Origin of the sequence: Gordonia namibiensis NBRC 108229, from assembly GCF_000298235.1 — a bacterium.
Classification (GTDB): Bacteria; Actinomycetota; Actinomycetes; order Mycobacteriales; family Mycobacteriaceae; genus Gordonia; species Gordonia namibiensis.
In genome coordinates this window covers 1-23035 of sequence record NZ_BAHE01000047.1, presented here as the reverse complement: position 1 = coordinate 23035, position 23035 = coordinate 1, and the positions used below count along the sequence as shown (strand labels likewise).

The 23035-nt window shown below is 67.2% G+C and carries 20 protein-coding genes; 5 read left to right on the top strand and 15 right to left on the bottom strand.

Annotated elements, in window-relative coordinates; translation table 11 throughout:
• Positions 1–400 precede the first annotated feature (400 nt).
• Both GONAM_RS18880 and GONAM_RS18875 read right to left on the bottom strand, forming a co-directional pair.
• Positions 401–700, bottom strand: coding sequence for a DUF2537 domain-containing protein (locus tag GONAM_RS18880; RefSeq protein WP_006868357.1), 300 nt, complete (start codon positions 698–700; stop codon positions 401–403).
• A complete protein-coding gene (locus GONAM_RS18875) occupies positions 697–1551 on the bottom strand; it encodes a TrmH family RNA methyltransferase (protein ID WP_006868356.1) in 855 nt (284 codons plus the stop codon). Before GONAM_RS18875 ends, GONAM_RS18880 begins: the two co-directional genes overlap by 4 nt.
• 142 nt (positions 1552–1693) lie before the next feature.
• On the opposite strand from GONAM_RS18875, the gene GONAM_RS18870 reads away from it, so the two are divergent.
• A complete protein-coding gene (locus GONAM_RS18870) occupies positions 1694–2944 on the top strand; it encodes a GNAT family N-acetyltransferase (protein WP_006868355.1) in 1251 nt (416 codons plus the stop codon).
• A gap of 34 nt (positions 2945–2978) precedes the next feature.
• Here GONAM_RS18870 and GONAM_RS18865 read toward each other — a convergent pair whose 3' ends face one another.
• Positions 2979–3446 carry a MarR family winged helix-turn-helix transcriptional regulator gene (locus tag GONAM_RS18865; protein ID WP_006868354.1) on the bottom strand — a complete coding sequence of 156 codons (468 nt, stop codon included), beginning with the start codon at positions 3444–3446 and terminating at the stop codon, positions 2979–2981.
• Positions 3447–3543: 97 nt separating this feature from the next.
• Positions 3544–5142, bottom strand: coding sequence for an NCS2 family permease (locus tag GONAM_RS18860; RefSeq protein ID WP_006868353.1), 1599 nt, complete (start codon positions 5140–5142; stop codon positions 3544–3546).
• 24 nt (positions 5143–5166) lie between these two features.
• Here GONAM_RS18860 and GONAM_RS18855 point away from each other — a divergent pair, with 24 nt between their 5' ends.
• Positions 5167–5415 carry a DUF2530 domain-containing protein gene (locus tag GONAM_RS18855; protein WP_006868352.1) on the top strand — a complete coding sequence of 83 codons (249 nt, stop codon included), beginning with the start codon at positions 5167–5169 and terminating at the stop codon, positions 5413–5415.
• A gap of 18 nt (positions 5416–5433) precedes the next feature.
• Here the strand turns inward: GONAM_RS18855 and GONAM_RS18850 are convergent, their stop codons facing one another.
• Positions 5434–6033: a TetR/AcrR family transcriptional regulator gene (locus GONAM_RS18850; protein WP_006868351.1), complete on the bottom strand. Its 600-nt coding sequence runs from the start codon at positions 6031–6033 to the stop codon at positions 5434–5436.
• A gap of 53 nt (positions 6034–6086) precedes the next feature.
• On the opposite strand from GONAM_RS18850, the gene GONAM_RS18845 reads away from it, so the two are divergent.
• The gene (locus GONAM_RS18845; RefSeq protein ID WP_006868350.1) at positions 6087–7055 is read left to right on the top strand and encodes an oxygenase MpaB family protein; all 969 of its coding nucleotides are present in this window, start codon (positions 6087–6089) and stop codon (positions 7053–7055) included.
• A 59-nt stretch (positions 7056–7114) separates the two neighbouring features.
• Here the strand turns inward: GONAM_RS18845 and GONAM_RS18840 are convergent, their stop codons facing one another.
• From GONAM_RS18840 to GONAM_RS18800, 9 genes are all read right to left on the bottom strand, one after another.
• On the bottom strand, positions 7115–8116 hold the full coding sequence (locus GONAM_RS18840; protein ID WP_006360666.1) for a formamidase: 1002 nt from the start codon (positions 8114–8116) through the stop codon (positions 7115–7117).
• Entirely contained in the window at positions 8113–9591 is a 1479-nt protein-coding gene (locus GONAM_RS18835) for an amidase (protein WP_006868349.1), read from the bottom strand. The genes GONAM_RS18840 and GONAM_RS18835 overlap by 4 nt, the downstream gene beginning before the upstream one ends.
• Positions 9588–10976: a cytosine permease gene (locus tag GONAM_RS18830; protein WP_006868348.1), complete on the bottom strand. Its 1389-nt coding sequence runs from the start codon at positions 10974–10976 to the stop codon at positions 9588–9590. Before GONAM_RS18830 ends, GONAM_RS18835 begins: the two co-directional genes overlap by 4 nt.
• Positions 10973–11806, bottom strand: coding sequence for a 5-oxoprolinase subunit PxpA (locus GONAM_RS18825; RefSeq protein WP_006868346.1), 834 nt, complete (start codon positions 11804–11806; stop codon positions 10973–10975). The genes GONAM_RS18830 and GONAM_RS18825 overlap by 4 nt, the downstream gene beginning before the upstream one ends.
• 4 nt (positions 11807–11810) lie before the next feature.
• Positions 11811–14030, bottom strand: a complete 2220-nt coding sequence (locus tag GONAM_RS18820) for an amidase family protein (protein WP_174310975.1) — start codon at positions 14028–14030, stop codon at positions 11811–11813.
• 326 nt (positions 14031–14356) lie between these two features.
• Positions 14357–15430, bottom strand: a complete 1074-nt coding sequence (locus GONAM_RS18815) for a phosphotransferase family protein (RefSeq protein ID WP_006868344.1) — start codon at positions 15428–15430, stop codon at positions 14357–14359.
• 47 nt (positions 15431–15477) lie between these two features.
• Positions 15478–16728 carry an acyl-CoA dehydrogenase family protein gene (locus GONAM_RS18810; protein ID WP_040536946.1) on the bottom strand — a complete coding sequence of 417 codons (1251 nt, stop codon included), beginning with the start codon at positions 16726–16728 and terminating at the stop codon, positions 15478–15480.
• Positions 16729–16763: 35 nt separating this feature from the next.
• Positions 16764–19052: an outer membrane protein assembly factor BamB family protein gene (locus GONAM_RS18805; RefSeq protein ID WP_006868342.1), complete on the bottom strand. Its 2289-nt coding sequence runs from the start codon at positions 19050–19052 to the stop codon at positions 16764–16766.
• A 260-nt stretch (positions 19053–19312) separates the two neighbouring features.
• Entirely contained in the window at positions 19313–19894 is a 582-nt protein-coding gene (locus GONAM_RS18800) for a phosphatase PAP2 family protein (protein WP_040536947.1), read from the bottom strand.
• A gap of 224 nt (positions 19895–20118) precedes the next feature.
• Here GONAM_RS18800 and GONAM_RS18795 point away from each other — a divergent pair, with 224 nt between their 5' ends.
• Positions 20119–20841: a hemerythrin domain-containing protein gene (locus tag GONAM_RS18795; protein WP_006868340.1), complete on the top strand. Its 723-nt coding sequence runs from the start codon at positions 20119–20121 to the stop codon at positions 20839–20841.
• 126 nt (positions 20842–20967) lie between these two features.
• On the opposite strand, the gene GONAM_RS18790 is transcribed toward GONAM_RS18795, so the two are convergent.
• Positions 20968–22107, bottom strand: coding sequence for an acyl-CoA dehydrogenase family protein (locus tag GONAM_RS18790; protein ID WP_006868339.1), 1140 nt, complete (start codon positions 22105–22107; stop codon positions 20968–20970).
• 109 nt (positions 22108–22216) lie between these two features.
• Here GONAM_RS18790 and GONAM_RS18785 point away from each other — a divergent pair, with 109 nt between their 5' ends.
• Positions 22217–22795, top strand: coding sequence for a TetR/AcrR family transcriptional regulator (locus GONAM_RS18785; RefSeq protein ID WP_006868338.1), 579 nt, complete (start codon positions 22217–22219; stop codon positions 22793–22795).
• Positions 22796–23035: the final 240 nt, after the last annotated feature.

The following is a 23035-nucleotide window of genomic DNA, read 5'->3' as shown; positions in this document are numbered from 1 at the left end:
TTGGTCAAGACTGCCACCCCCGGAAACGTTGGTCGAATATATGTTCGACTGTACTCCGAAACTTGTTGCTGCGCAATGATTGCCGAAACCATCGCCATCGCCGGGGTTGTCGGTGCCATCTGGTATTGGACGTTGGCGGTTGTCCCTTCGATACGCTCGCAGGCTCGCTACTCAGGGAGCAGAACCACCGCCCGGCACGCTCCCTACTCAGGGACCAGAACCACCGCCCGGCACGCTCCCTACTCAGGGACCAGAACCACCGCCCGGCACGCTCCCTACTCAGGGACAAAGAACCACCGCCCGGCACGCTCCCTACTCAGGGACAAAGAACCACCGCCCGGCACGCTCCCTACTCAGGGACCAGAACCACCGCCCGCTAACTAGCCAGGGAGCAGAACGGTCAGCGGCCCATGATCAACAGCGCGATCGATGAGGTGACCCCGGCGAGAAAGCCGATGAGAAGGCCCCACACGATCCAGCGCCAGACGTAGCGGTACCGGAACTCCCAGAGAGTCCAGCCGAGGCCGCCGGCGACGATGAGCACCGCCGCGATGCCGAGGAATTTGAGGATGCCGCCGATGAGTTCGTAGATCCCGACGAGCACGAAGGCGCCGAAGAGCGCACACACCGAAGACACGATGATCCCGAGTGCCCAGGGCGTGGGCTCCGCGGTCCGATCGAACGGTTCGGGGGTGTTCACTCCCCCATCGTGCCCGACCGGACGCGTTCGTAAAACGCTACGGCCGCGGCAGTCGCGACGTTGAGCGAATCGGTTCCGCGACTCATCGGGATACGGGCCTTCACATCCGTCGCCGCCATCGCCGACGCGGTGAGACCCGGCCCCTCGGCGCCCACGAGGAACCCGACCTTTTCCGCGTCGACCGCCACGGCGAGCGTCACGGCGTCGGGATCGGGGGTCATCGAGACGAGACGGAAGTCGCGTGAACGCAGTTCGTCCAGTCCGCGCGGCCACTCGTCGAACTTCGCGAAGGGCACCAGCAGGGCGTGACCCATCGAAACCCGTACGCAACGCCGGTACAGCGGGTCAGCGCAGCCCTGGCCGAACAGGACGGCGTCGACGCCGAGGCCGGCGGCATTACGGAAGATCGAGCCGATGTTCTCGTGGTCGTTGACGCCTTCGAGGATCGCGACGGTGCGCGCGGTCTCCAGGATGTCGCGCACCGACAGCACCTCGGGCCGTCGCGCGACGGCGAGTACACCGCGGTTGAGGTGGAACCCGACGATCTGGGCCATCACCTCGGCCGAGGCCCGGAAGAACGGGACACCCGACAGCGACGGGTCGCGCAGATCGTCGTCGAGTTCCTCGAGGCGCTTGTCGACGCCGAGGAAGGCGTGGGCCGAGAATCGCGACGCGATCATGCGCTGCGCGACGAGCACACCCTCCGCGATCACCAGGCCGCGCCCCGGCCGACCACCGGGCAGAACCGGGAGGTCGGGTCGGCGGTCCACCGAGTTGAGGTCTCGGAAGTCCTCGACCCTGGGATCCTGCGGGTCGTCGATGTCGATCACTTCCACTGCGAGCCCGGGCACCGCAACAGTGTGCCACCCGGCACCGCCGTGACCTCGATACGGTCCTCGGCTGACGCCTCGGACCTACTCGGCCGGCAGGTTGACACCGGAGTACAAGACCCAATGAGTGCCCGAGACGCGGCGATGTGAAAACGTTGAGGACGTGACCAACAGCGGCTCGACACCTCAGTCACGTCTGTCCCTCCAGCGCGCCACCGACGCCGACTGGGACGACATCATCACCACGGATGCCCGCGCATTCGCGATGCGCAATCCGCTGCCCGACGACGAGCGCGCCGACCTTCGCGGCAAAGTCGCCGACGACGACATCGTCCTGGTGCGCGACACCGGTCTGCCGTCGAAGCCCCTTGTCGGGGTGTCGATGTTCTACCGGATGTCGATGTCGCTGCCCGGCGCGGGTGTCGCCGACGCCGCCGGCCTGTCATGGGTCTCGGTGGCCTCGACGCATCGTCGTCGCGGAATCCTGCGCACGATGCTGACCGAACTCTTCGAGCAGTGGGAGGCCGAAAACTACACGTTCGCGATCCTCACCGCGAGCGAGGGAACCATCTACGAGCGCTTCGGGTTCGGTCCGGCCTGCTTCTCCAACACCGTGTCGATCACGCCCGGCCAGGCCCCGCTCCGCGGCGACCAGCCGAAGGACGCGACCGTGCGGTTCGCCGACCCCGCCGAGATCGCGGCGGCCGTCCCCGATCTCCATGCGCGCTGGACCCTCACCACTCCCGGTGCACTCACCCGCACCCCCGCCTGGTGGGCACCCATCCTCGCCGACCGCCCGTCGGAACGCCCGCTGCCCGCGAGCGGACTGCACTACCTGCTGCACGACGACGGTTACGCCAGTTACCGCATCTACAAGAACGAGAACGGTGGCGTCCGCGGCGAGGTCAACGAGGTCTTCGCCGTCACCGACGACGCCCACACCGACCTGTGGCGGGTGCTTACCAGCCTCGACCTGATCCCGTCGCTCACCGCGACCATCCCGGTCGACGATCCGTTGCGGCACAAGCTCATCAACGCCCGGGCAGTGTCGATCACCGGCCTGCGTGACGAGATGTGGCTGCGCATCCTCGACATCCCGGCGGCACTGGGGTCGCGGAAGTACGCCGCCGACCTCGACGTCGTCATCGAGGTCACCGACGAGTTCCGCGGTCGCGGAGGGGTGTTCACGGTGTCAGCGCGCGGTGGCGACGCCATCGTCGCCCCGGCGACCGAGACCGCGACACCGACGGTGTCTTTGGACACCTCGGTGCTGTCGAGCATCTACCTCGGCGGTACCCGCCCGTCGGCATTTGCGGCGGCCGGCCGGCTCCGCGTTGACTCCCCGACAACGCTTCGAGCTCTGGACCAGGCCTTCACCACCGATCGAGCACCGTTCTCCGGCACCTTCTTCTAGCCATTCGCAGGCTCCGGGACTCCTCAGGAAGCGATCAGACCGCCCGGGGTCGAGGTATCTCGGTGTCGGGCTTGGTGAGGATCTTGTTGAAGATCCTCACGCCCTCCCGGAGGGCGTCCCGTTCGCCGGGCGTGAGTTCGCGCAGACGGTCGCTCAGCCAAGCCTCACGTGCCGCCAGCTCTTCCTTGATGACCTCGACGCCGGACGGCGACAGCGTCACGATCGCCTGTCGGCCGTCGGTCGGGTGCGGTTCACGTTTGATCATCCCGAGGTCGGACAGCGACGCGATGACCCTTGTCATGGACGGCGGGCGAACCCGCTCGGCCGCGGCGAGGGCGCCGGGTGTCATCGGGCCTTCGTGATGCAGCGTGTACAGCGCCGAAAGCTGCGTCAGCGAGACCAACTTGTTCTCGCGACGCCCTCTCAGACGGCGCGCGAGTCGTACCACGGCGAGGGACAAGTCCCCGGAGAGACTTCCGTCGTCACCATACGGCGAATGCATTGCCCCAGCGTAAGGCATGTAAATCGCCGTCGAACCTTAAGCAATGCAAATTGACCCGGCTGGATGACAAACCGGTCGCAATTTTTGACTACACGCGTTAGCCGATCAGGTCGGAGATCGGTCCCCGCGCGAAGTAGGCGGCGAAGACGGCGGCCACCAGCCACAGGAGGGGGTGGACGGTGCGTGCCTTGCCGCTCGCGGTCGCCATGACGACCCAGCTGATGAAGCCCACGCCGATGCCGTTGGCGATCGAGTAGGTGAACGGCATCGTCACGAGCGTGAGGAAGGCAGGCAGTGCGTAGTCCATGCGGGAGAAGTCGACGTCGCGCAGCTGGCCGATCATCATCGCACCGACCACGACCAGTGCGGGCGCGACCGCCTCGAGCGGGATCACCTCGTACAGCGGGGTCAGGAACATCGCGGCAAGGAACAGGACACCGGTGACGACATTGGCGAGACCGGTGCGCGCGCCCTCGGCGATACCGGAGGCCGATTCGACGAAGACCGTGTTCGACGACGAGGAGGCGACGCCGCCGGCGATCGCACCGCTGCCCTCGACGACCAGCGCGCGGCCGATGCCCGGCAGGTTGCCCTTCTCGTCGGTCAGGCCGGCTTCCTTGCCGAGGCCGGTCATCGTGCCCATGGCGTCGAAGAAGTTGGAGAGGACGAGCGCGAAGACGAACACCGACGCGGCGAGGACACCGATGCGGGTGAACGCACCGAAGAGGTCGACGTCGCCGACGAGGCTCAGGTCGGGCAGTCCGCCGAGCGCCTTGGGGATGTCGGGGACGGACAGGCCCCAGCCCGACGGATTGTCCATGCTCGAGCCGTAATCGAAGATCTGCTCCAGCACGATCGACAGGACGGCGGTGATGACGATGCCGATCAACAGGCCGCCGGGCACCCTGCGGACGACGAGCACGCCCATGATCAGAACGCCGAGCGCGAAGATGAGGGTCGGGACGGTCGCGATCGAATTGTCGACGCCGAGCTGCACCGGCACGGTGGTGCCCGCGGCGTCAGGGATGCGCTTGACGAACCCGGCGTCGACGAAGCCCACGAAGGCGATGAAGGCGCCGATGCCCGCGGCTATCGCCGCCTTGAGTTCCGCCGGCACCGCGTTGAACACCGCCGTGCGGAAACCGGTCACGGCGAGCAGCACGATGATGATGCCGTCGACGACGACGAGACCCATCGCCTCCGGCCAGGTGACCTCAGGGGCGATCGTCGCCGCGAGGAGGCTGTTGATGCCGAGACCCGCGGCGATGGCGAACGGATAGTTGGCGACCAGGCCGAACAGGATCGACATGACGCCCGCCACGAGGGCGGTCACCGCCGCGACCTGTGCCAGCGGGAGCACGTTGCCCAAGACGTCGGCGTTCTTGTCGCCGCCGGGGATGCCGCCGATGATGATCGGGTTCAGCACCACGATGTAAGCCATCGTGAAGAAGCTGACGAGACCGCCGCGGAGCTCGCGGTTGACCGTCGAGCCGCGCTCGGAGATCTTGAAGAAGCGGTCGATCGCGCCGTTCGGCGTCGCCGTCCTCGCTCCCCGAGTGGTCGAGGGTCCGGTGTCCTCGGGTGGCGCTTCGGCAGCACCCGTGTCGGCCGCGTCGGTCGTCTTCGAGGACGAGTTGTCAGCGGGGTCGTCGGCGGGTGTCAGATCGCGGGACTCACTCGGGACATCTTTTGGCACCTGTCGAAAGCTACTCTTTGTCTCATGCCGGATACAGTCGACGTCCCCGAACTGCCCCGCGCGCTGCGTGCGCCCGAGCCGGTGATCGTGGTCGGGATGGTCGCCTGGCTGGTCGCGACGGTGGTCGTCGCGATCACCGATCTCGGCGGCGGCAACGCCCTGACGATCTGTCTGGTGGGGCTGGGCGTCGGGCTGCTCGGCACCACGATCGTGCTGGTCCAGCGGGCGGGAGTCCGCCGCGGGGCCCGCGGCGCGCAGGAGGGCCTGGACTAGAACGGGGCGTCGAACACGTCATTCCGCCGAGAAGAGAAGCCACCCGACGTGTTCGCGTCCCCACGCGGCCACCTCGTCGCGGGTCGTGAACGGACGTGTCTCGAGCGTGGTCAGCAGCAGCGAATGTGTGATGCGAACCATGACCTCGGCGACCCGCCGCGCCTCGTCGTCACCCATCGGGGCGTCGGTCATCAGACCAGCCACCCGGGCGGCCAGATAGTCGACGGCACGATCGAAGACCGGCGCCGACGACACCGTCAGCACCCGCAGCGTCGTCGCCGGGTCGGCGGCGTACTCGCGGGCCAGTAGCGGGTGGTCGTAGAACGACCAGAAGATCGCCGCGAACCCCTCGACGAGCCGCTTCTGCGGATCGCCTGTTCCCGCGAGCTCCCGGTCGACGTGTGCGAACAGCTTGTCGGCCTCACGCGAGAGCAGGTCGGAGAACAGATCCTCCTTGTGCGGCCAGCGGCGGTAGACGGTCATGTGGGACACGCCGGCCAGCGCGGCGATCGCCTCGATCGAGGTCCGCTTGAGCCCCTTCGCGAGCAACGACGACATCGCCGCGTCGAGGATCTTCTGCCCCGTCCGCTCGGCCCGGGACGCACTCGGCGTCTTCACACCGCCATCATTGCAATGTTAGTGTTCGGCCGAACCACTAACATTGGAGTTTCATGACCGTCACCGAGAACCCGGACGCGTCCATCGCCGACACTCCGACGCCCACCGTCGACCTCGCCGACCTGCCTCCCGCCGTCGAGCAGTTCCGGTGGCATCTGGGCAGCGTCCTGTTCGGCTTCTTCGGCGCCTCGTTCTTCGACCAGGTGGCGCTGGTCCCGGTGGCGGCGGCCGTCGACCGCACCGGCCGCTTCGCCGAGAACTTCGTCGACCGTGGACTCCGCAGCTTCAGCGCCGAGCAGCTCGTGCTCTGGGGCGACGAGCGGACCCGCCACACGTTCGCCGATCGGTTGAAGTTCCTGCACCGTGAGGTCCGCGGCACCGGACGCGACGACTTCGCCGAAACCCGGTACAGCGCACTCGATCCCACGCTGTGGAACTGGATCGCGATGAGCGCGATCATGGGCTACCTCAACACGTTCACCGCGTGTACCGGCATCGAGCTCTCGCCAGAGGAGGAGGAACTCGCGTACGCGGTCGCCCTCGAACGGCTGGGCATCCTCTCGCTGCCGGGGAAGTCGGCCCAGCTCCCGCCCACGCTGGCCGATGCGCGCCGCTGGTACGACAGCGTGGTCGACGAACGTCTGCAGCCCAATCCGTTCCTCGACGCCGTCACCGAGCAACTGACCCGTCTCCCCCTCCCGACGATCGGTCTGCCGCCACTTGTGCGCATCGCTCTCACGCCGCCCTGGCTGATGATCCGCCCGCTGGCCGGCCACGTCGTCAAGGTCTGCTCGTTCAGCGTCATGCATCCCGGGGTCCGGGAGCTGACGTCGGTTCGCCTCGGGCGACGTGAGCAGTGGGAGTTCCGGATCTACCAGCGTCTGCTGCAGACCGCGTGGCGCCGGCTCCCCCGCCGAATCGTGCTCACGCCCATGGCGTATCACGAGTACCGCCGCGAACGGCTGGCACAGACGTACCACTCGATCCAGCTGGAGTCGTTCGCACCGGAGTGCCCGGTGTGAGGCCCGGCGGCCCGCTGGAGTCGCATCACACTTCGCTTCACCGACCCGGGTAGCGACTGTTACCTGGCTCGCACCGTGTCCGGTGCGCCCCATCCCGCCGCCTTCCCGTCCACGTGGGCGACCTCGCTTTCCCAGGGCACCCGATACTCACCCGCGACCAGGTCGCGCATGAAGGTGTACGGGCAGTCCGATGCGCCGCCGGCGACGGCGGTGTAGCCGCGATGGCCCAGTTGGTAGATGTTGTTCTCCACCCCCCAGGTTCGACGAGCGTCGTCCGCCCGCGAAGGCACCACCTCGGCGGTGACGACCCGGTCCGGAGTTCCGTCGCCGGAGACGAGGACCGTCCCGTCCACATCGCAGACCATCGCCTCTCCTTGTGACCAGATGTTGTTCTGGTCAGGGCCCGCGAGCGCAACCGAAGCGGTGTACGCGAGGTTGTGAAAGGCGTTGGTCTGGTTGGTGATTCGCCATGATTGCTGGATCGGATACGTGTATCCGGCCGTCCGCAGGATCACGTTGGCGCCCTTGTACGCGGCCTCTCGCGCCATCTCCGGGAACATCCCGTCATGGCAGATGATCAGCGCGAGCCGCGAGCCGGACGGACCGTCGCAGACCGGGATGCCGAGGTCGCCCGGAGCCCACGGTTCGGCAGGCACCCAGGGATGCATCTTGCGGTAGTAGAGACGCTCGCAACCCTGGTCGTCGATGATGATCCCGGAATTCCAGGGTGCCCCTGCAGGGTTGCGCTCCATGATCGAGAAGCAACCCCAGACCCCGGCTTCACGACAGGCGTCCGCCAGCAGCGACATCTCCGGACCGTCCCGGTCGCACAACAGGGTGTCGTCGAGCCATGTGTCAGGATCGAGACCGTTGATGCTGTACTCCGGCATCACGACGAGATCGATCGAGGGCATGCCCTTCTTTGCGTTGCGGACCATACCGGCCAGGCGTTCGGCGGTCTCCTTCAGATCGCCCGGCTCACGGATCGTCGGGACACGCGCTTGCACGAGCCCGAGGACGAGTGCACCCGGTGACGGATTCAGCCCGTCGAGTCCGCTCACGATGTGACCTCACTTGTCGCCGCGGGGGCCGGGTCGGGCCACCGGTGCGCCCACGGGCGCGCTGCCTCGAAGGCGGCAGCAGCACGCAGGGTCGTTCCGTCGTCGAGGTGCGGTCCGACGATCTGCATGCCGATCGGCAAGCCGTCGTCCGTGACTCCGGCCGGCACGGACACCGCCGGCTGTCCGGTCATGTTGAACATGCCGAGGAAGGCCATCCAACTTCCCGCGCTGACCATCTGCCCGTCGATGACCTCGGGCCCCTGCATGCCGATCGGGAAGGCAGGCACCGAGAGGGTCGGAGTCACCAGCAAGTCGATGCCCTGCATGAGCTTCCACATCTGGTTGACGAGTCGTTTGCGCCCCATCTGCGCGGTGGTCAGCTCCTCGGCCGACCACGGACGGGTGAGGAGTTCGACGAGGTGAGGCGACATCTGACCGCCGTGGTCGGCGACCATCTGCCGCATCCCGGCGAGGTCGGAATCGGCCATGACCAGAGGCCAGAAGTGCGGTGTCGGGTCGTCGAGGGCCGGGTCGAGTTCGATGACTCGCGCCCCCAGGTCCGCGAAGACACCGACGGCGCGCCCCACGACGTCACGGACGCGGGGATCCACGGGGAACAGACCGAAGTCGGCGGTGTAGCCGATGGTCTTACCCTCGACAGCGGTGGCGACCGATTCCTCGGACACACAGTCGAGCCAGTCGACATCACCTGCGGGCAGGGAGTGGCGATCACGCGCGTCCGGACCTGCGATGACCGACATCAGCAGCGCCGCGTCGGCGGTCGTCCGCGTGATCGGACCGATGTGTTCGAGTGTCTCCCAGCTCGATACCCCGGGGAATCGTTCGTCGCGGCAGCCGGGGTACAACGGGACGCGCCCCATGGAGGCTTTGAACCCGACGAGACCGCACAATGAGGCCGGGATACGGATGGAGCCGCCACCGTCGCTGCCGAGCGAGAGCGGCGCCATTCCGGTCGCGACTGCCACCGCCGATCCCGCCGACGAACCGCCGGGTGTCAGATCCGGGTTCCACGGATTGCGCGCGGCCGGCGAAACCGGATTGTGTCCGACTCCGCTGTAGCCGAATTCGGGAACAGTGGTCTTGCCCAGGATGATCGCCCCGGCGGCCTTCACGCGTTCGACGACGATGTCGTCCTCGTCGGGCACCCAGTCCTGGTAGGCGATCGACCCGCTGCGGGTCACGACCCCCGCTGTCGCGATGAGGTCCTTCACCGCGATCGGCACGCCGGCAAGCGGCCCCGGGTCCTCGCCACGGTCGAAGGCCTCGTCGACGGCTGCAGCCCGGTCGATAGCGGCCGCGTCCGTGCGTTCGACAAAGGCGTGGAGGTGGTCATCGAGCGCGTTCACGCGACCGAGCGCGGCTTCGGTCACCTCGACTGCAGTGACCGATCGCGAGCGGATGGCGGCGGCCAGGTCGGCGGCCGACATCCGGGTGAGGTCGGTGGCAAGCGTCATCGGGCAACCTCGATCTCGGTCGTGCCCTCACTCGGGGACGTGGCGCCCGAGCGGCCGATGCGGTTCGTCGGCATGAATTCGAGAATCATGTACACCCCTGCTGCACAGATCATTCCGGCGACGGCCTCGCTGAGCTGCGGAGCCCAATGGTGTACGGCATAGGCGCATGCGGCGCCGATGATCCAGGCGACGAACGGTTGCGCGCGAAGTCCGGTCACTTCCCGTGCGGCCGCTCGGCGGGTGACCAACTGGTCGACGATCAGCACAGCACCGATCGACGGCACGAAGATGCCCAGGAGATTCAGCCACGTCGAGAAGTGGCTCCAGACACCGGCCAGGGCGATGACGAGTCCTATCGCGCCGAGGATGAGCGTGAGCACACGCATCGTGGAACCGGTGAGCTGGCTCCAACCGACCGCGCCGTTGTACAGGCAGTGGGCACACACAGACCCGAGGTTGACGAAAACGAAGATCACTGCGAGCACGGTGAGCACCGCGCCGTGGTCGACGAGGATCGGCAGGAAGTCACCGCCGTCGGTCGCGGGATTGAGTGCACCGCCGGCGGCCACGATCAGTGCGCCGGTCGTCATCGCGATGAAGTTGGCGACGGGGAAGGCACTGAAAGTCGCGATCACTGCGGCCTTCCCGCTACGAGACCAACGGGTGAAGTCTGCGGTCATCGTGCCGGAGTCGATGAAGGTGGCGACCACGATGGTGACCGCGGCCCCCAGCGAGAGCACGGTCGCGTCCGGCGCGCCGCCATCGTAGGAGGTGATGGCCCCGAACCCGTGGTCGCGCGTCACCAGGACGATCGCCACGACGCCGAGCGCGATGAACAGCGGTGCCGCGATCATCCCGATCAGGGTCAGGGCACGGATGCCGACGAACGTGACACCGATGTAGAGCAACCCGGCCAGAAGGACGATCAACGTCTCGTTCCAGCCCAGCGAGACATTCAGGGTTGCGCCGGTGAGCCCGGTTTGGAAGGCGAACCAGCCGATCACGACGGTCGCGAGGAAAGCCGTCACGATCTTCGAGCCGTGGCGGCCGAAAGTCTCTGCGGCGCTGAGGGCGAAATTCTTGCCGGTTCGGCCCGCAAGGTATGAGAGCGCGCCGACGTAACCCAACAGGACTGCGTTACCGAGCAGGATCGCCAGCAACCCCTTCCAGAATCCCAGGCCGTAGGCGATGGTGCCGCCGAAGATCGCACCGGTGAGCACCATCGGGAACCCGAACCAGACGGCGGAGACCGACAGCGTGGAGCGACGGTGGGAAGCCGGGACCGGCACGTCCTCGAACTCGGATTCGAGATGGATGGCGTGGTCTGTACTGGTGGACGGCCCCTCGGACGGGCGCCCGGTATTTGTGGAAGCAGGAATTGTCATGAGGCTCTTTCTGAGTTGATCGTTGACGCCGCCACGGCCGGTTCGAGAGTTCTCGGGGTCTGCGCTGACCGGTCGGCCACGGATGCGGGTGGGCGGTTGCTCGGTTGTGGTGATCGAAACGAGAAGCCCGCGTCGATGAGGGCGTTGCGTAGTTCGGAGAGGAGTAACGGGGCGTTCGGGGTGTCGCTGTGCACGCACACCGTTCGGCTGTCGGCTCCGTCGAGTGCGGACAGTTGCGCCAGGGTGCGGGCGATGACCTCCTGCGGTCCGCCGATGAGCTCGGCGGTTCGGTCATACATCTGTACTTCGTCGTCCCGGTAGGGGCGGTCCGCGAATACCTCGACGACCGTTGGCAAGTCGCTTTCGATGGCCGCGGCGTGTAGATGCGAATGAGGAAGGGCGTAGACCTTCAGCGTCGGGTCGAGGTCGGTGACCGCCGCACACACAGCGTGGGCGAGGTCACGATCGCGATTTGCCATCATGTACAGCGCACCATGCAGTTTCACGTGCTGCATCGTGGCGCCCCGCACTCGGATGAAGGCGTCGAGCGCACCCACCTGGTACAGACAGAGGTCGTATACCTCCTGAGGGGTGGTCGGGATCTCTCGACGACCGAAACCCAGCCGATCGGGCAGACCGACGTGCGCTCCCATCGCCACACCGTGGGTGAGAGCGAGGTCGACACTGCCTCGCATGACTGCCGGGTCACCCCCGTGCGCGCCGCAAGCGATGTTGGCCGAGGTGATCATCGGCATCATCTCGGAGTCGGACCCGTAGGAGTAGACACCGAAACTCTCGCCGAGGTCGCAGTTGAGATCGACGGTGGTCACGTCGTCATGCCTTCGCGACCGACGTCAGAGCAGCTGCGCGCCTGGGTGACTCGGCCAGCTCCCAGGCACGTGCGAAGCGTAGGAGGGCACGTTCGGAGAGCGGCCGGCCCAGGACCTCGAGGCCGACCGGCAGACCGTTGTCGGTGAACCCCACGGGAATACTCATGGCGGGCAGTGAGGTCTGCGAGGCGATGACAGTGTTGGTCGGGAAGTCCAGCGCGGTCCACCTCTTGGCCGCGAGCTCCTCTCGGGTCGGTGCCGGCACCTGGACCGTCGGGTAGACGAGGAAGTCGACGTCGGCCTCCGCCATCATGGCGATCAGTGTGCGCCGCCATTCCTCTTGGCGCGCCCGGCCCTTGAAGTAGTTCGGATCGTCTTCGGGATCGTCCGGGCCGTCGGCGATGTCGGCGAGGAGGTCGGTGAGCTCGTGAAAATCCCCCGCATCGACGATCTCCCGGATTGTCGACGGCCCGCCGTGATCCCTCGCGGCGAGGAAGTTCTCGAGATCGCTCTTCGACTGGATCGTGTAGAGCGATGTCTCTGCCACCCATGCCGGCAGGTCACCGAGGACCAAGCCGTCGACCACGCCCGCGCCCCGGCGGCGCAGCGTGTCCAGGGCTGCACGCACCACTCCGTTTGTCCGCTCCTGATCGTCGCCGGAACCGAAGGCGTCGGAAAGAACACCGACTCGGAAGTGCTGAAGTGCGTCGACGTCGACGCCGCTGACGGCCTCGACGTAGTCACCCACGTCCGAACTGGTGGTCGCGATAGCGGTGTAGGCATCGGCCGGGTCATACCCGACGATCACGTCCAGAATGGCCGCCAGGTCAGCGACATTGCGCGCCATGGGCCCTGGTGTGTCCTGGAAATGCAGCAACGGCGAGAAGCCGGTTCGTGGGACGAGTCCGGTGGTGACACGCAGGCCGAAGAGATTCGTGAACGAGGAGGGTAGGCGGATCGATCCTCCCGTGTCCTCCCCGATGCCGACCAAACAAAGGTTGGCGGTCACCGCGGCGGCAGTGCCCGCGCTTGATCCGCCCGTCTCCCGGTCCAGCGCATAGGGATTCTTCGTGTGCTGGGTGCGGGAGGAGAACGAGAACCAGCCCGCGGCGAAGTCGCACATCGCGGTCTTGCCGAGGATCACCGCGCCGGCCTTCCGCAGGCGATCGACCACGGTGGCGTCGACCTCGGGAATGTAATCCGCGAATGCCGTGGAACCGAAAGACGTGGGAATGCCTTTGGTCTCGCCCTGATCCTTGACCAGGACCGGCACGCCGTGCAGCGGACCGACGAGGGTACCGGTTCGTGCATACCTCTCATCGATCCGACGGGCCTCCGCGATGGCTTCCGGATTGACGGTCACCACCGAGTTGAGCTGTGGCCCTGAGGGATTGTCGGCGTCGTCGAGCTCAGCGATGCGCTGGAGGTACCACGCGGTGACCTCCGCACTCGTGGTCTCGCCGGATTCGATCAGTCCGTGGAATGAACTGACAGAGAGCTCTTCATAGTTCACGTTCTTCTCCTGGTCCTCGTGGTCGGCACCCGTGTCCAGCGCGCGGATGATCGCTTCCGCGGTGTCGTGCAGGTGTTCTCTGGTGGCATCGAGCAGTGCGTCGAGGTCGCCCGCGAGCATGAGTTGCAACATGTGCGCATGCTGACGGTCGGCCTCGGTGAAGTCGTGCACAGCCGAGGCGTAAACCGCCATGTACGGCTGGATGCGGTCCCAGATGTTGTGGATGAGTTCGAGCAGATATCGGCTGGTTCCGCACGCGTAGAACGTTTGGTGGAACTCGCGGTTGAGCTCGCGCCAGACGATGGGCCCGATACCGGGCTCCGCCATGCGATCAAGCACCGATCGCAGCGCGACCGCCGCCTCGACGTCGAATGCGGGCAGTGCCCATTCGGTCGCCAGGCACTCCAGTCGCGATCTGATGGTGAACAGTTCCCGGATCTCGTCCGGGGACAACATCGTGATGGTGACCGCCCGTCGGTCGAACTCGACGAGCCCCTCGAAACCGAGGCGCTTCAGCGCTTCTCGGGTCGGCATGGTCGACACCCCGACGGACTCCGCGAGGGACCGAATGGAGACACGCGTTCCGGGTGCGATCCGGCCCTCGAGGATGTTGCGCCGGATCTGCTGATACACGCCCTCGGCGAGGGTGGGTGCCGCAGCAATACCCGTGCCCTGTGATACCACCTGCCGGGCTTCACTCTTTGTGATCACACGGAGATCGTGGCGGGCCGGGATGACGAAACTGTTGTTGTCGTGTTTCGGAAATGTGACGCCGCTTCGGCCTCACGCGCGTCCAGCATTGCGCTTTGCAATCGCGACTGCTTCACCCGCTGAGAGAGCACCGCCGCTGGGTCGGTGACCGGACAGCGGATGTCCGATGGGAGGCGGCCACTCAAGGCACCAGGGACTCGCTCCCGGTCCCGACGGGCGAGGTGGTCGTGCAGGCAGCACCGGTCCGGGGCACTGGCTTCATGCCGGGCGCAGCATCGGTTACGAGGCGCACGATCCGTCGTGGGACGCGATCACGGCGCTCCGTCTCAACCGCCGACGATCTCGTTCAACCGCTTTCCGATGATCCCCACCGCGAAGCCCAACCGCTCGAAGTCCTTGTTGGTGGTCTGCCCGTGGTAGAAGCGGTAGTAGATCTGCTGGGCGATGACCACGGCCCGGAAGAGTCCGAAAGCCTCGTACCAGCGCCACTTCTCGGGTGACATCTCGAAACCCATTTTCTCGCAGTACCGTTCGACGAACTCCGCGCGGGTGATCATCCCGGGCATGTTCGTCGGGACGCGGCGCATGAGTTGCAGTTCGTCGGTGTCGTCGGCCTGGATCCAGTACGCCATCGAGCCGGCGAGGTCCATCAAGGGGTCGCCGAGAGTGGCCATCTCCCAGTCGAGGATGCCGATGACCTTGGTCGGGTCATCCTTGTCCAGCACCACGTTGTCGAGCTTGAAGTCGTTGTGGATGATGCAGTTCGCGACGTCGTCGGGCTGGTTCTCGGCCAGCCAGGCCATCGCCTCCTCGAAGTCGGGGACGTCGTCGGTGTGCGCGTTGCGGAATCGGGTGGTCCAGCCGTCGACCTGCCTGCGGACGTAACCGAGCCCCTTGCCGAGGTCACCGAGCGCGGTCTTCGACGGGTCGACCGAATGCACCTCTACCAGGGTGTCGATGAAGTTCAAGCAGAGCTGCCGTGCCTGGTCGGCGTCGAGCGGGACGTCGGCCGGCCACTCCTTGCGCGGGATGACGCCGTCGATGCGGCCCATCACGTAGAAGTCGGCACCGAGGACCGAGTCGTCGTCGCAGAAGGCGATCATCGGTGCGATGTAGCGGATCACCCCGGCGAGCTCGGACTGGATGCGGTATTCGCGGCGCATGTCATGCGCCCCGCGGGCCTTGGTGCCGCGCGGTGCCCGACGCAGGATCAGATCCCGCGTCGGATACCGCAGCAGGAAGGTGAGATTGGAAGCGCCACCGGCGAATTGCCGGACCTCGGGCACCGCGTCGAGTCCCTCGACATCCGGTGCCGCGGTCTGCAGCCACGATGCCACCGCCTCGACGTCGAACGCGTCCTCTTCCCGGACCTCGCGTGCCTCGGTCACCTGGTCAGCCATTGGAGGAGTTCACCCTTCTCGTTCGTGGATGTGTGGACGGACCGCGGTCAGCGGTACTTGCCGAGTTCCAGACGCGCAACAACGTTGCGGTGCACCTCATCCGGGCCGTCGGCCAGGCGGAGCGAGCGAGCCCCGACCCACGCTTGCGCGAGCGGGAAGTCGTCGGTCATGCCGGCGCCGCCGTGCAGCTGGATCGCCATGTCGATGACCGAGAGGGCCATGTTGGGCACCTCGACCTTGATCTCGCTGACCGCCGACAACGCCTCCCGCGACATGCCCTGGTCGAGCAGCCACGCGGCGTGGTGGACCAGCAGCCGTGAGCGGTTGATCGCGATGCGGGCGTCGGCGATGCGTTCGCTGTTGCCACCGAGCCGGGCCAGTTGTTTGCCGAACGCCTCCCGCGAGAGTGCGCGCTTCACACCGAGTTCCAGCGCACGCTCGGCCAGGCCGATGGCGCGCATGCAGTGGTGCACGCGTCCCGGACCGAGCCTGCCCTGGGCGATCTCGAAGGCGCGGCCGGGGCCGAGGAGGATGTTCGACGCCGGGACGCGCACGTCCGTGAACGACACCTCGCCGTGGCCGAACGGCTCGTCGAAATAGCCCATGGTGGTGAGCATCCGGTCGACCTTGACGCCGGGTGTGTCGATCGGGATGAGCACCATGGTGTGCCGCGATTTGCGGTCGGCCTCGGCGTCGGTGACGCCCATGAAGATCAGGACCTTGCAGTCGGGATGTCCGACGCCGGTGGAGAACCATTTGGTGCCGTTGACGACGACGTCGTCGCCGTCGAGGACGGCGGTCGCGGCCATGTTGGTGGCGTCCGACGATGCGACGGCCGGTTCGGTCATACAGAAGGCGCTGCGGATGTCGGCGCGCAGCAACGGTTCCAGCCAGCGCTCGCGCTGCTCCTCGGAGCCGTAGCGCAGCAGGACCTCCATGTTGCCGGTGTCGGGGGCATTGCAGTTGAAGATGACCGGCGACAGCGCCGACGATCCCATCGCCTCGGCGACAGGCGCGTAGTCGACGTTCGATAGGCCCTCGCCCCCGTCGGTGCCGAAGTCCGCGGCGTAGCGGCCGGCATGCGCAGCCGGCAGGAAGAGGTTCCACAGACCCTCGGATCGGGCCTTCGCCTGCAGCTCGGCGATGATCGGCGAGGGCGTCCACGGATTTCCGTCCCCGTCGCGTCGCTCCTTGATGTCCCGGTGGATCTCGGGTTCGACGGGTTCGATCTCGTTGGTGACGAACGCCCGCACGCGCTCGGTGAGTTCGGCGGACCGCGGTGACGGAGAGAAATCCATTCCCCGACCGTATCGTGGAGCCCTCTGTTCGGGGGCTAGTTCCAGTACAGCGTCGAGCCCTCCGGGCCGGCCGTGGTGCTCACCAGTTTGGCGAAGCAGTGGTCGGGGTCGAATCCCTGCGTTCGGCACCAGTTGTTCGCCTCGACCGGGCCCGGGAATGTCGCCGCCGCGACCGTCACCCACCAGCCCTGATAGGAGAACACCGGCCACTCGTCGCTCCACAGCAGGCGAACATCGTTGAACCGCAGCCGAAGTGCCAGGAACTCGTCGAGGATGGCCTGGTCGGTCCAGGTACGACCGTCGGCGACGAGACCTGCGTGCTTGGAACTGAGCTGCGCGACCCACCGGTTGTTCAGGTTCGCCAGGATGAATGCGCGATCGGCGTCGGCCTGCAGGCGTAACGCGCTGACGCTGGCGGCGGTGACATCCGCGCCGGCCGGGAAGACCGTGTCCGTGGCCTCCGATGACGCCGACGACCTGCCCGACGCCGGTGCGGACACCGCCGGGGCGCGCTCCGGCGTCGAACCCCGGTCACACTCGACGAGGTACTGTCCGCCAGCTGCATTCGCGTCGTTCAAGGTGTCGGGCAGTCGGAAGAAACTACCCGGCGGATAGGTCAGTTCCAGGTTGAGTGCAGCTCCGCCGTCGGGTGCCGGGACGGCGAGCGGGGATCGCTGGAAATCGAAGCCGCCCGATGCGACGAGACCACCGCCGTCGGAGATGGTGATGCGGGTCTGCGGACCGAACAGGACGTCCCCGTCGGGGCATTTCGCGGTGACCTTCATCGTGACGACGAGGCCGCCTGCGGCGGTCCGGAACGACTGCGGCGTGAAGACCGGCGGCGAACCGCACGGTGTCACGTACTGCGTTCCCCCACCGCCGGATCCGCTGCTACCGGCCCGGGTGGTGCCGGGCACGATCGCCCGCGGCCCGGTCGGGGCGAACCCGGTGATGGTGGTCGAGGTGAGGGTCACCAAGCGGTCGCCGAGGGCGAAGGTGAGTGCCGGGCCGGGTTCGTCACCGGTGCGGGAATTGCCGATCACGTTCGGCGGCAGCGACCAGGCCGGCGATCCGCTGTACAGGTCCAGTGCGGCGATCCCGCCGTCGGGCGTCGGGGTGATCAGCCGTTCCCCGTCGGTGACGGCATGGCCGCTGACGGCGCTGTTCCGGCCGGCGGGCGCACGCCACAACAGCCTCCCGGTCTCGGTGTCGAGGGCGAGGTACTCGCTGTCGGACCGGTCGAAGACGATCACCTCGCGGTCGTCGGCGAGGACCACCCGCGACCCGAAGACATCGACCTCCGGTATTGCCGCAGTCCACGACGAGGTCCCGTTCCGGACGTCGGTGTACCGGCCGTCGACGAGCATGCGATTCCGTTGGCCGGACGTCGCGAGTTCCGGGACGATCGCGTTCTCCCCGGCGAAGTCGGTTGTCGTACCGTCGGGCCGCAGCACCACGAGCCTGCGGTTCGTCACCGCCGTGCCGTCGGAGTCGCCGGTCTCGAGGACGAGGGTCCCGTCGTCGAACCGGCCGATCTCGCTGCTACCTGCCTTCGCGACGAGGCGGTCGCCGTTGTCGGCCGAGACGCCGACGACCCGCAGCCCGGAGGTCACGACAGCGGTCTCGGTTGCGGTGAATGCCGACGCGTCACCGCTGCCCGGTGCCGTCGCAGGGAGGTTGTCGATCGGCCGTGACCACTGCGGACCGTCCCGGGTGATCTTGTGGAACACAACCGAATCTGCTGCCGGCACGTACTCGACGACGAAAGCCGCGTCCCCGTTGTAGGCGACACTGCCGGTATTGGGTGGCGCCGGTACGGTCGCGAGTGCGGCGCCGGACCGGACGTCGATGAAATGCAGTGTGTCGGCGTCGCGGCAGACGATCGAGTGGTCGACGATCGTGTCCGCACAGGTGGACACGGGCTCGCCGAAGCGCCAGCGTTCGCCGGTGCGTGCGTCGACGCCCACGGCCCAGTGCGAACTGCCGACACTGGTGTACGGATCGCCGACGATCGTCACAAGCGTCTCGCCGTCGGTGAGCGCGCCGACCGTGCCGTAGCGCCCCTCGGACGGGATGACCGAGTTGAACTTCTGCCCGCCCATCGACTCCGCAGTGATCGACCAGTCCGCGCCGGGCGCAATGGGGTACGACGCGGCGAGCTGACCGTCGAGGAGAGCAGGGTCGTCGGACGCCGACAGCCTCCACCAGACGACGCCGCCGACGACCAGCGCGACCACACAGACCAGCGCGACCCCGATGATCAGATACGCCTTGGTGTTCCGCCGCGGCGGCGGACCGGCCATCGGGTACCCCGGTGGCGCCATGCGGGGAGGGCCCATTCCCGGCGGGCCCGTCGGCGCGTTCGGATACAGGCCCGGGTACGGGTGCTGCGCTGGCGACGGGACGGATCCGGAGAATGACCGGGGCACCACAGTCGGACGCGCGGGTTGGATCGTCGTCGGCGACTCGTCGGGACCGGGCGCGCCGGAACCACCATCGACTGGCGGCCCCGGATACGACATCAACCCAGTCAAGCCCAGTTCACGATCGCGAGACTATCCTTCGCGCAGACGAATCCTGCCGATCAACCCATGTCTGCTGCCGGAATGTCTGCACGCCTCCGCGTTTCGTAGCGCACCAATACCCACGTGCAGAGCGCGACCCACAGCACACCGAAGATCCAGCCAGACACCACATCCGTCGTCCAGTGCACCGCGAGCTGAATGCGGGTGAGCCCCACCAGGATCGACATCAGGGGTGCGAGCAGCAGAATCCATCGGTGGTCGCGCACCCACGCGAAGCAGCGGTAGGCGACGACCGCGAACAGACCGAAGACGACCATCGTCATCATCGCGTGTCCCGACGGGTACGAGAACGAGTCGATGTTCAGCAGCCGGTCCTCGATGGGCGGGCGGTTACGCGCGAACCCGAACTTGAGGCTCTGCATCAGCACGTATCCGAGGATCGTGCCGAGGGCGACGTACACGGCGTCGACGCGGCGGCCGGCGTAGGCCAGGCCGACCACGGCCAGGACGGTCAGGGCGGTGACCACCAGGGTGTTGCCGAAGGTGGTGACCACCTGGGCGACCGTGATCCACGGCTCGGACCGATTCTGGACGACCCAATCCCACACATTCTCGTCGAGCGTCGTCGGCGAAATGAACATCCGTTGCCGGCCTTTCTCCACCGCGGTCGCGCCGTCCGCCGCCACCGGTCCCACTTGTCAGCCACCCTATCGGGGCCTCCACAGCCATTTGTCCGACCGACACCGGACCCGCGGTGACCTGCAGCAATCCGATTCGCAAGCCGTCCTCAAGTCCGCTGCAAGAGGTCAGACCGACAGTGGTCGTCGACAGCCCGACCCCGACCTTGAAGATGAGGACCCACCCGATGACGACCCATCCCGCCGCCACCGCGTTCCCGATCCAGCTCCGCCTCCCCGGTCAGGCCGCCGCGCCCGAGGGGCCGCTCGACCCGTTCATGATGTACGTCCTCCACCACGCGTTCCGGCGCGACCTCGCCGACTTCGCCGCAGCCGTCCCGCGCACCAAACTCGAGGACCCCGGAACCTGGCGCGCCCTCGCCGACCGGTGGACGATGTTCGCCACGGCCCTGCACCACCACCACAACGGGGAGGATCTGGAACTGTGGCCGCTGCTCGAGGAACGCTGCGACGAGACCGAGAAGCGAGTGCTCGAGGCGATGGACGCCGAGCATGATCTGATCGACCCTATCCTGGAGGAGTGCACGGCCGGCTTCACGGCGATGGCCGCGCACCCGAACGAGCAGAGCCGCGCCCAGCTGACCGACGCCCTCGTCCGCGCCCAGCCGATCCTCGGCGATCACCTAGCCCACGAGGAGACCGAGGCGGTCGCCATCGTCCAGCGTCGGATGACCATGCGCGACTGGGAGGACTTCGAGGCCAAGATGGCCAAGCAGTCGGGTCTGGGCGAAATGCTGAAGATGAGCCCGATGATGGTCAAGGGCCTGTCCGACGCCGACCGCGCAGTCGTCTTCGCCCGCCTGCCCGGAATCCTCAAGCTGCTCATCAAGCTCGGCGGGCCGCGTTTCCGCCGACTCGACGGCCGCGCGTTCTACTACCTGAACCGATGAGCGCGTGCTTGCCGGGCGGCCCCGGCCACCCGCAGGATCGCCACCTCGTCTCAGGAGCGCAGGCCGGGAACCGCGCTTCTGAGCGGAGGTCGCGATTCTGCAGCGGGCCCGGGTTCCGCCGAGACGTCACTTCGCGAGCGCGCGCCCGATCACGAGACGCTGGATCTGGTTGGTCCCCTCGAAGATCTGCGTGATCTTGGCCTCGCGCATGTAGCGCTCGACCGGGAAGTCGCGGGTGTAGCCGTAGCCGCCGAAGACCTGCACCGCGTCGGTGGTGACCTTCATGGCGGCTTCGGTCGCGACGAGCTTCGCGGTCGCCGCGGCCCGCGAGTACTCCATGCCCGCATCACGTCGACGCGCCGCGTCGAGGTAGGTGGCACGTGCCGAGTCGACGGCAGCGGCCATGTCGGCGAGCACGAACGACAGACCCTGGTGGTCGATGATCTTGCGGCCGAACGCGGCTCGCTCCTGGGCGTAGTCGACGGCCGCGTCGAGAGCGGCCTGCGCCAGACCGGTCGCGACCGCGGCGATGCCGAGGCGCCCGGAATCCAGTGCGGAGAAGGCGATCTGCAGACCCTGGCCCTCGGCGCCGAGGCGGCGATCCTCGTCGATGAAGGCGTTGTCGTACGACGCGCCGGTGGTCGGGACCGCGTGCAGACCCATCTTGTCCTCGGGCTTGCCGAACGTCAGACCCTCGGTGTCGCGGGGGACGAAGAGGCAGGAGATACCCTTCGAGCCCTCGCCGGTACGCGCGAAGACGTTGTAGACGTCGGCGATGCCGCCATGGGTGATCCACGCCTTGGAGCCGGTCATCGTGTAACCGCCCTCGGTCGGGGTCGCGCGGCACGCGAGCGCAGCGGCATCGGACCCGGCCTGCGGTTCGCTCAGGCTGTACGCGCCGATCAGCTTGCCGTTCAACAGGTCCGGGAGCCAGCACTGCTTCTGCTCCTCGGTACCGAAGTTGAACAGCGGGTGGCAGGCGAGGCCGTGGACGCTGACGGCCACCGCGACCGACGCCCACCGTGCACCGAGCTCTTCGAGCACCTGCAGGTAGACCTCATACGACTGCCCGCCGCCGTCCCACTCGGTCGGGTACGGCAGGCCGAGCAGGCCGGCCTCGCCGAGTTCGGCGAACAAGCCCTCCGGGTACTTCCGCTCCTTCTCGTACTCGCTGGCGATCGGCGCCATCCTCTTGTCGGCGATGTCGCGGACCAGGGCGATCAGGTCGCGAGCCTCGTCGTTGGGGAGCAAGCGGTCGACCGGCATCGGTACCTCCAGGTAGAAGAGCTCAGGTAACTGAACTAGTACTCAAGTCTTCTGCACAGTACTATTCCGGCAGCGGTCAGTACAGCTGACGTGATCGGTGAGGAGTCCTATGCCACGCGAGGGGTTCGCGACGCGGCGTCGTGCCGCCCTGTTCGACGCCCTGCTCGAACTGATCCTGCGCGACGGTTTCGCCCACCTGTCGATCGCCGACCTCGCCGCCGAGCTGCGCTGCTCCAAGTCGACGCTCTACACCCTGGCGGCGAGCAAGGAACAGCTGGTCACCGCGACCGTCACCCACTTCTTCCGCACTGCGACCGAGCAGGTCGAGGCGAGGGTCGTGGCGTCGGAGACTCCCCGCGAGCGCGTCATCGCCTACCTGGTCGCCGTCGGCGAGGCGCTGGCACCGGCGTCCGAGGCGTTCATGCGCGACCTCGACGCCTTCACCCCCACCCGCTCGCTCTACGAACTCAACACCGCCGCAGCCGCGACGCGCGTCCAGAAGCTGATCGCCGACGGTGTCGCCGCCGGGGACTTCCGCAACGTCGACGCCGCCTTCGCCGCCGACCTCGCCGCATCGATGATGAGCCGCATCCAACGGCGCGAGGTCTGGGCCGCCACCGGACTCGACGACGCCGCCGCCTACCGCCAACTCGCGAGCATCCTCACCGCGGGGATCGACGCGGGGTAGGTTTCACGCAGCTGCGACCTATCAACGGGTGCGTCGTGATCTCTCGCCGCCTGACGTGATGGGCGCTCCCCCCATCGCCGCTGCCTGAGGTGACGGGTGCGCCCCCATCGCCGCTGCGAAGGGCGCGCTCCCCTATGGCCGCTACCTGGACGGGTGCGCTCCCCCATCGCCGCAGGCTGAGGTGACGGGTGCGCTCCCCACGGCCGCTGCCTGAGGTGTGAGGAGCGCAAGCGAGGAGCC

What these genes read in the sequence shown, in the direction of transcription:
- GONAM_RS18835 (WP_006868349.1), bottom strand. Translation starts at nt 9,591, where the DNA reads ATGACGCTTGCCACCGACCTCACCCGGATGTCGGCCGCCGACCTGGCC.
- GONAM_RS18830 (WP_006868348.1), bottom strand. Translation starts at nt 10,976, where the DNA reads ATGACAATTCCTGCTTCCACAAATACCGGGCGCCCGTCCGAGGGGCCG.
- GONAM_RS18810 (WP_040536946.1), bottom strand. Translation starts at nt 16,728, where the DNA reads ATGGATTTCTCTCCGTCACCGCGGTCCGCCGAACTCACCGAGCGCGTG.
- GONAM_RS18795 (WP_006868340.1), top strand. Translation starts at nt 20,119, where the DNA reads ATGACGACCCATCCCGCCGCCACCGCGTTCCCGATCCAGCTCCGCCTC.
- GONAM_RS18785 (WP_006868338.1), top strand. Translation starts at nt 22,217, where the DNA reads ATGCCACGCGAGGGGTTCGCGACGCGGCGTCGTGCCGCCCTGTTCGAC.
- GONAM_RS18800 (WP_040536947.1), bottom strand. Translation starts at nt 19,894, where the DNA reads ATGTTCATTTCGCCGACGACGCTCGACGAGAATGTGTGGGATTGGGTC.
- GONAM_RS18815 (WP_006868344.1), bottom strand. Translation starts at nt 15,430, where the DNA reads ATGGCTGACCAGGTGACCGAGGCACGCGAGGTCCGGGAAGAGGACGCG.
- GONAM_RS18855 (WP_006868352.1), top strand. Translation starts at nt 5,167, where the DNA reads ATGCCGGATACAGTCGACGTCCCCGAACTGCCCCGCGCGCTGCGTGCG.
- GONAM_RS18845 (WP_006868350.1), top strand. Translation starts at nt 6,087, where the DNA reads ATGACCGTCACCGAGAACCCGGACGCGTCCATCGCCGACACTCCGACG.
- GONAM_RS18790 (WP_006868339.1), bottom strand. Translation starts at nt 22,107, where the DNA reads ATGCCGGTCGACCGCTTGCTCCCCAACGACGAGGCTCGCGACCTGATC.
- GONAM_RS18865 (WP_006868354.1), bottom strand. Translation starts at nt 3,446, where the DNA reads ATGCATTCGCCGTATGGTGACGACGGAAGTCTCTCCGGGGACTTGTCC.
- GONAM_RS18805 (WP_006868342.1), bottom strand. Translation starts at nt 19,052, where the DNA reads ATGGCGCCACCGGGGTACCCGATGGCCGGTCCGCCGCCGCGGCGGAAC.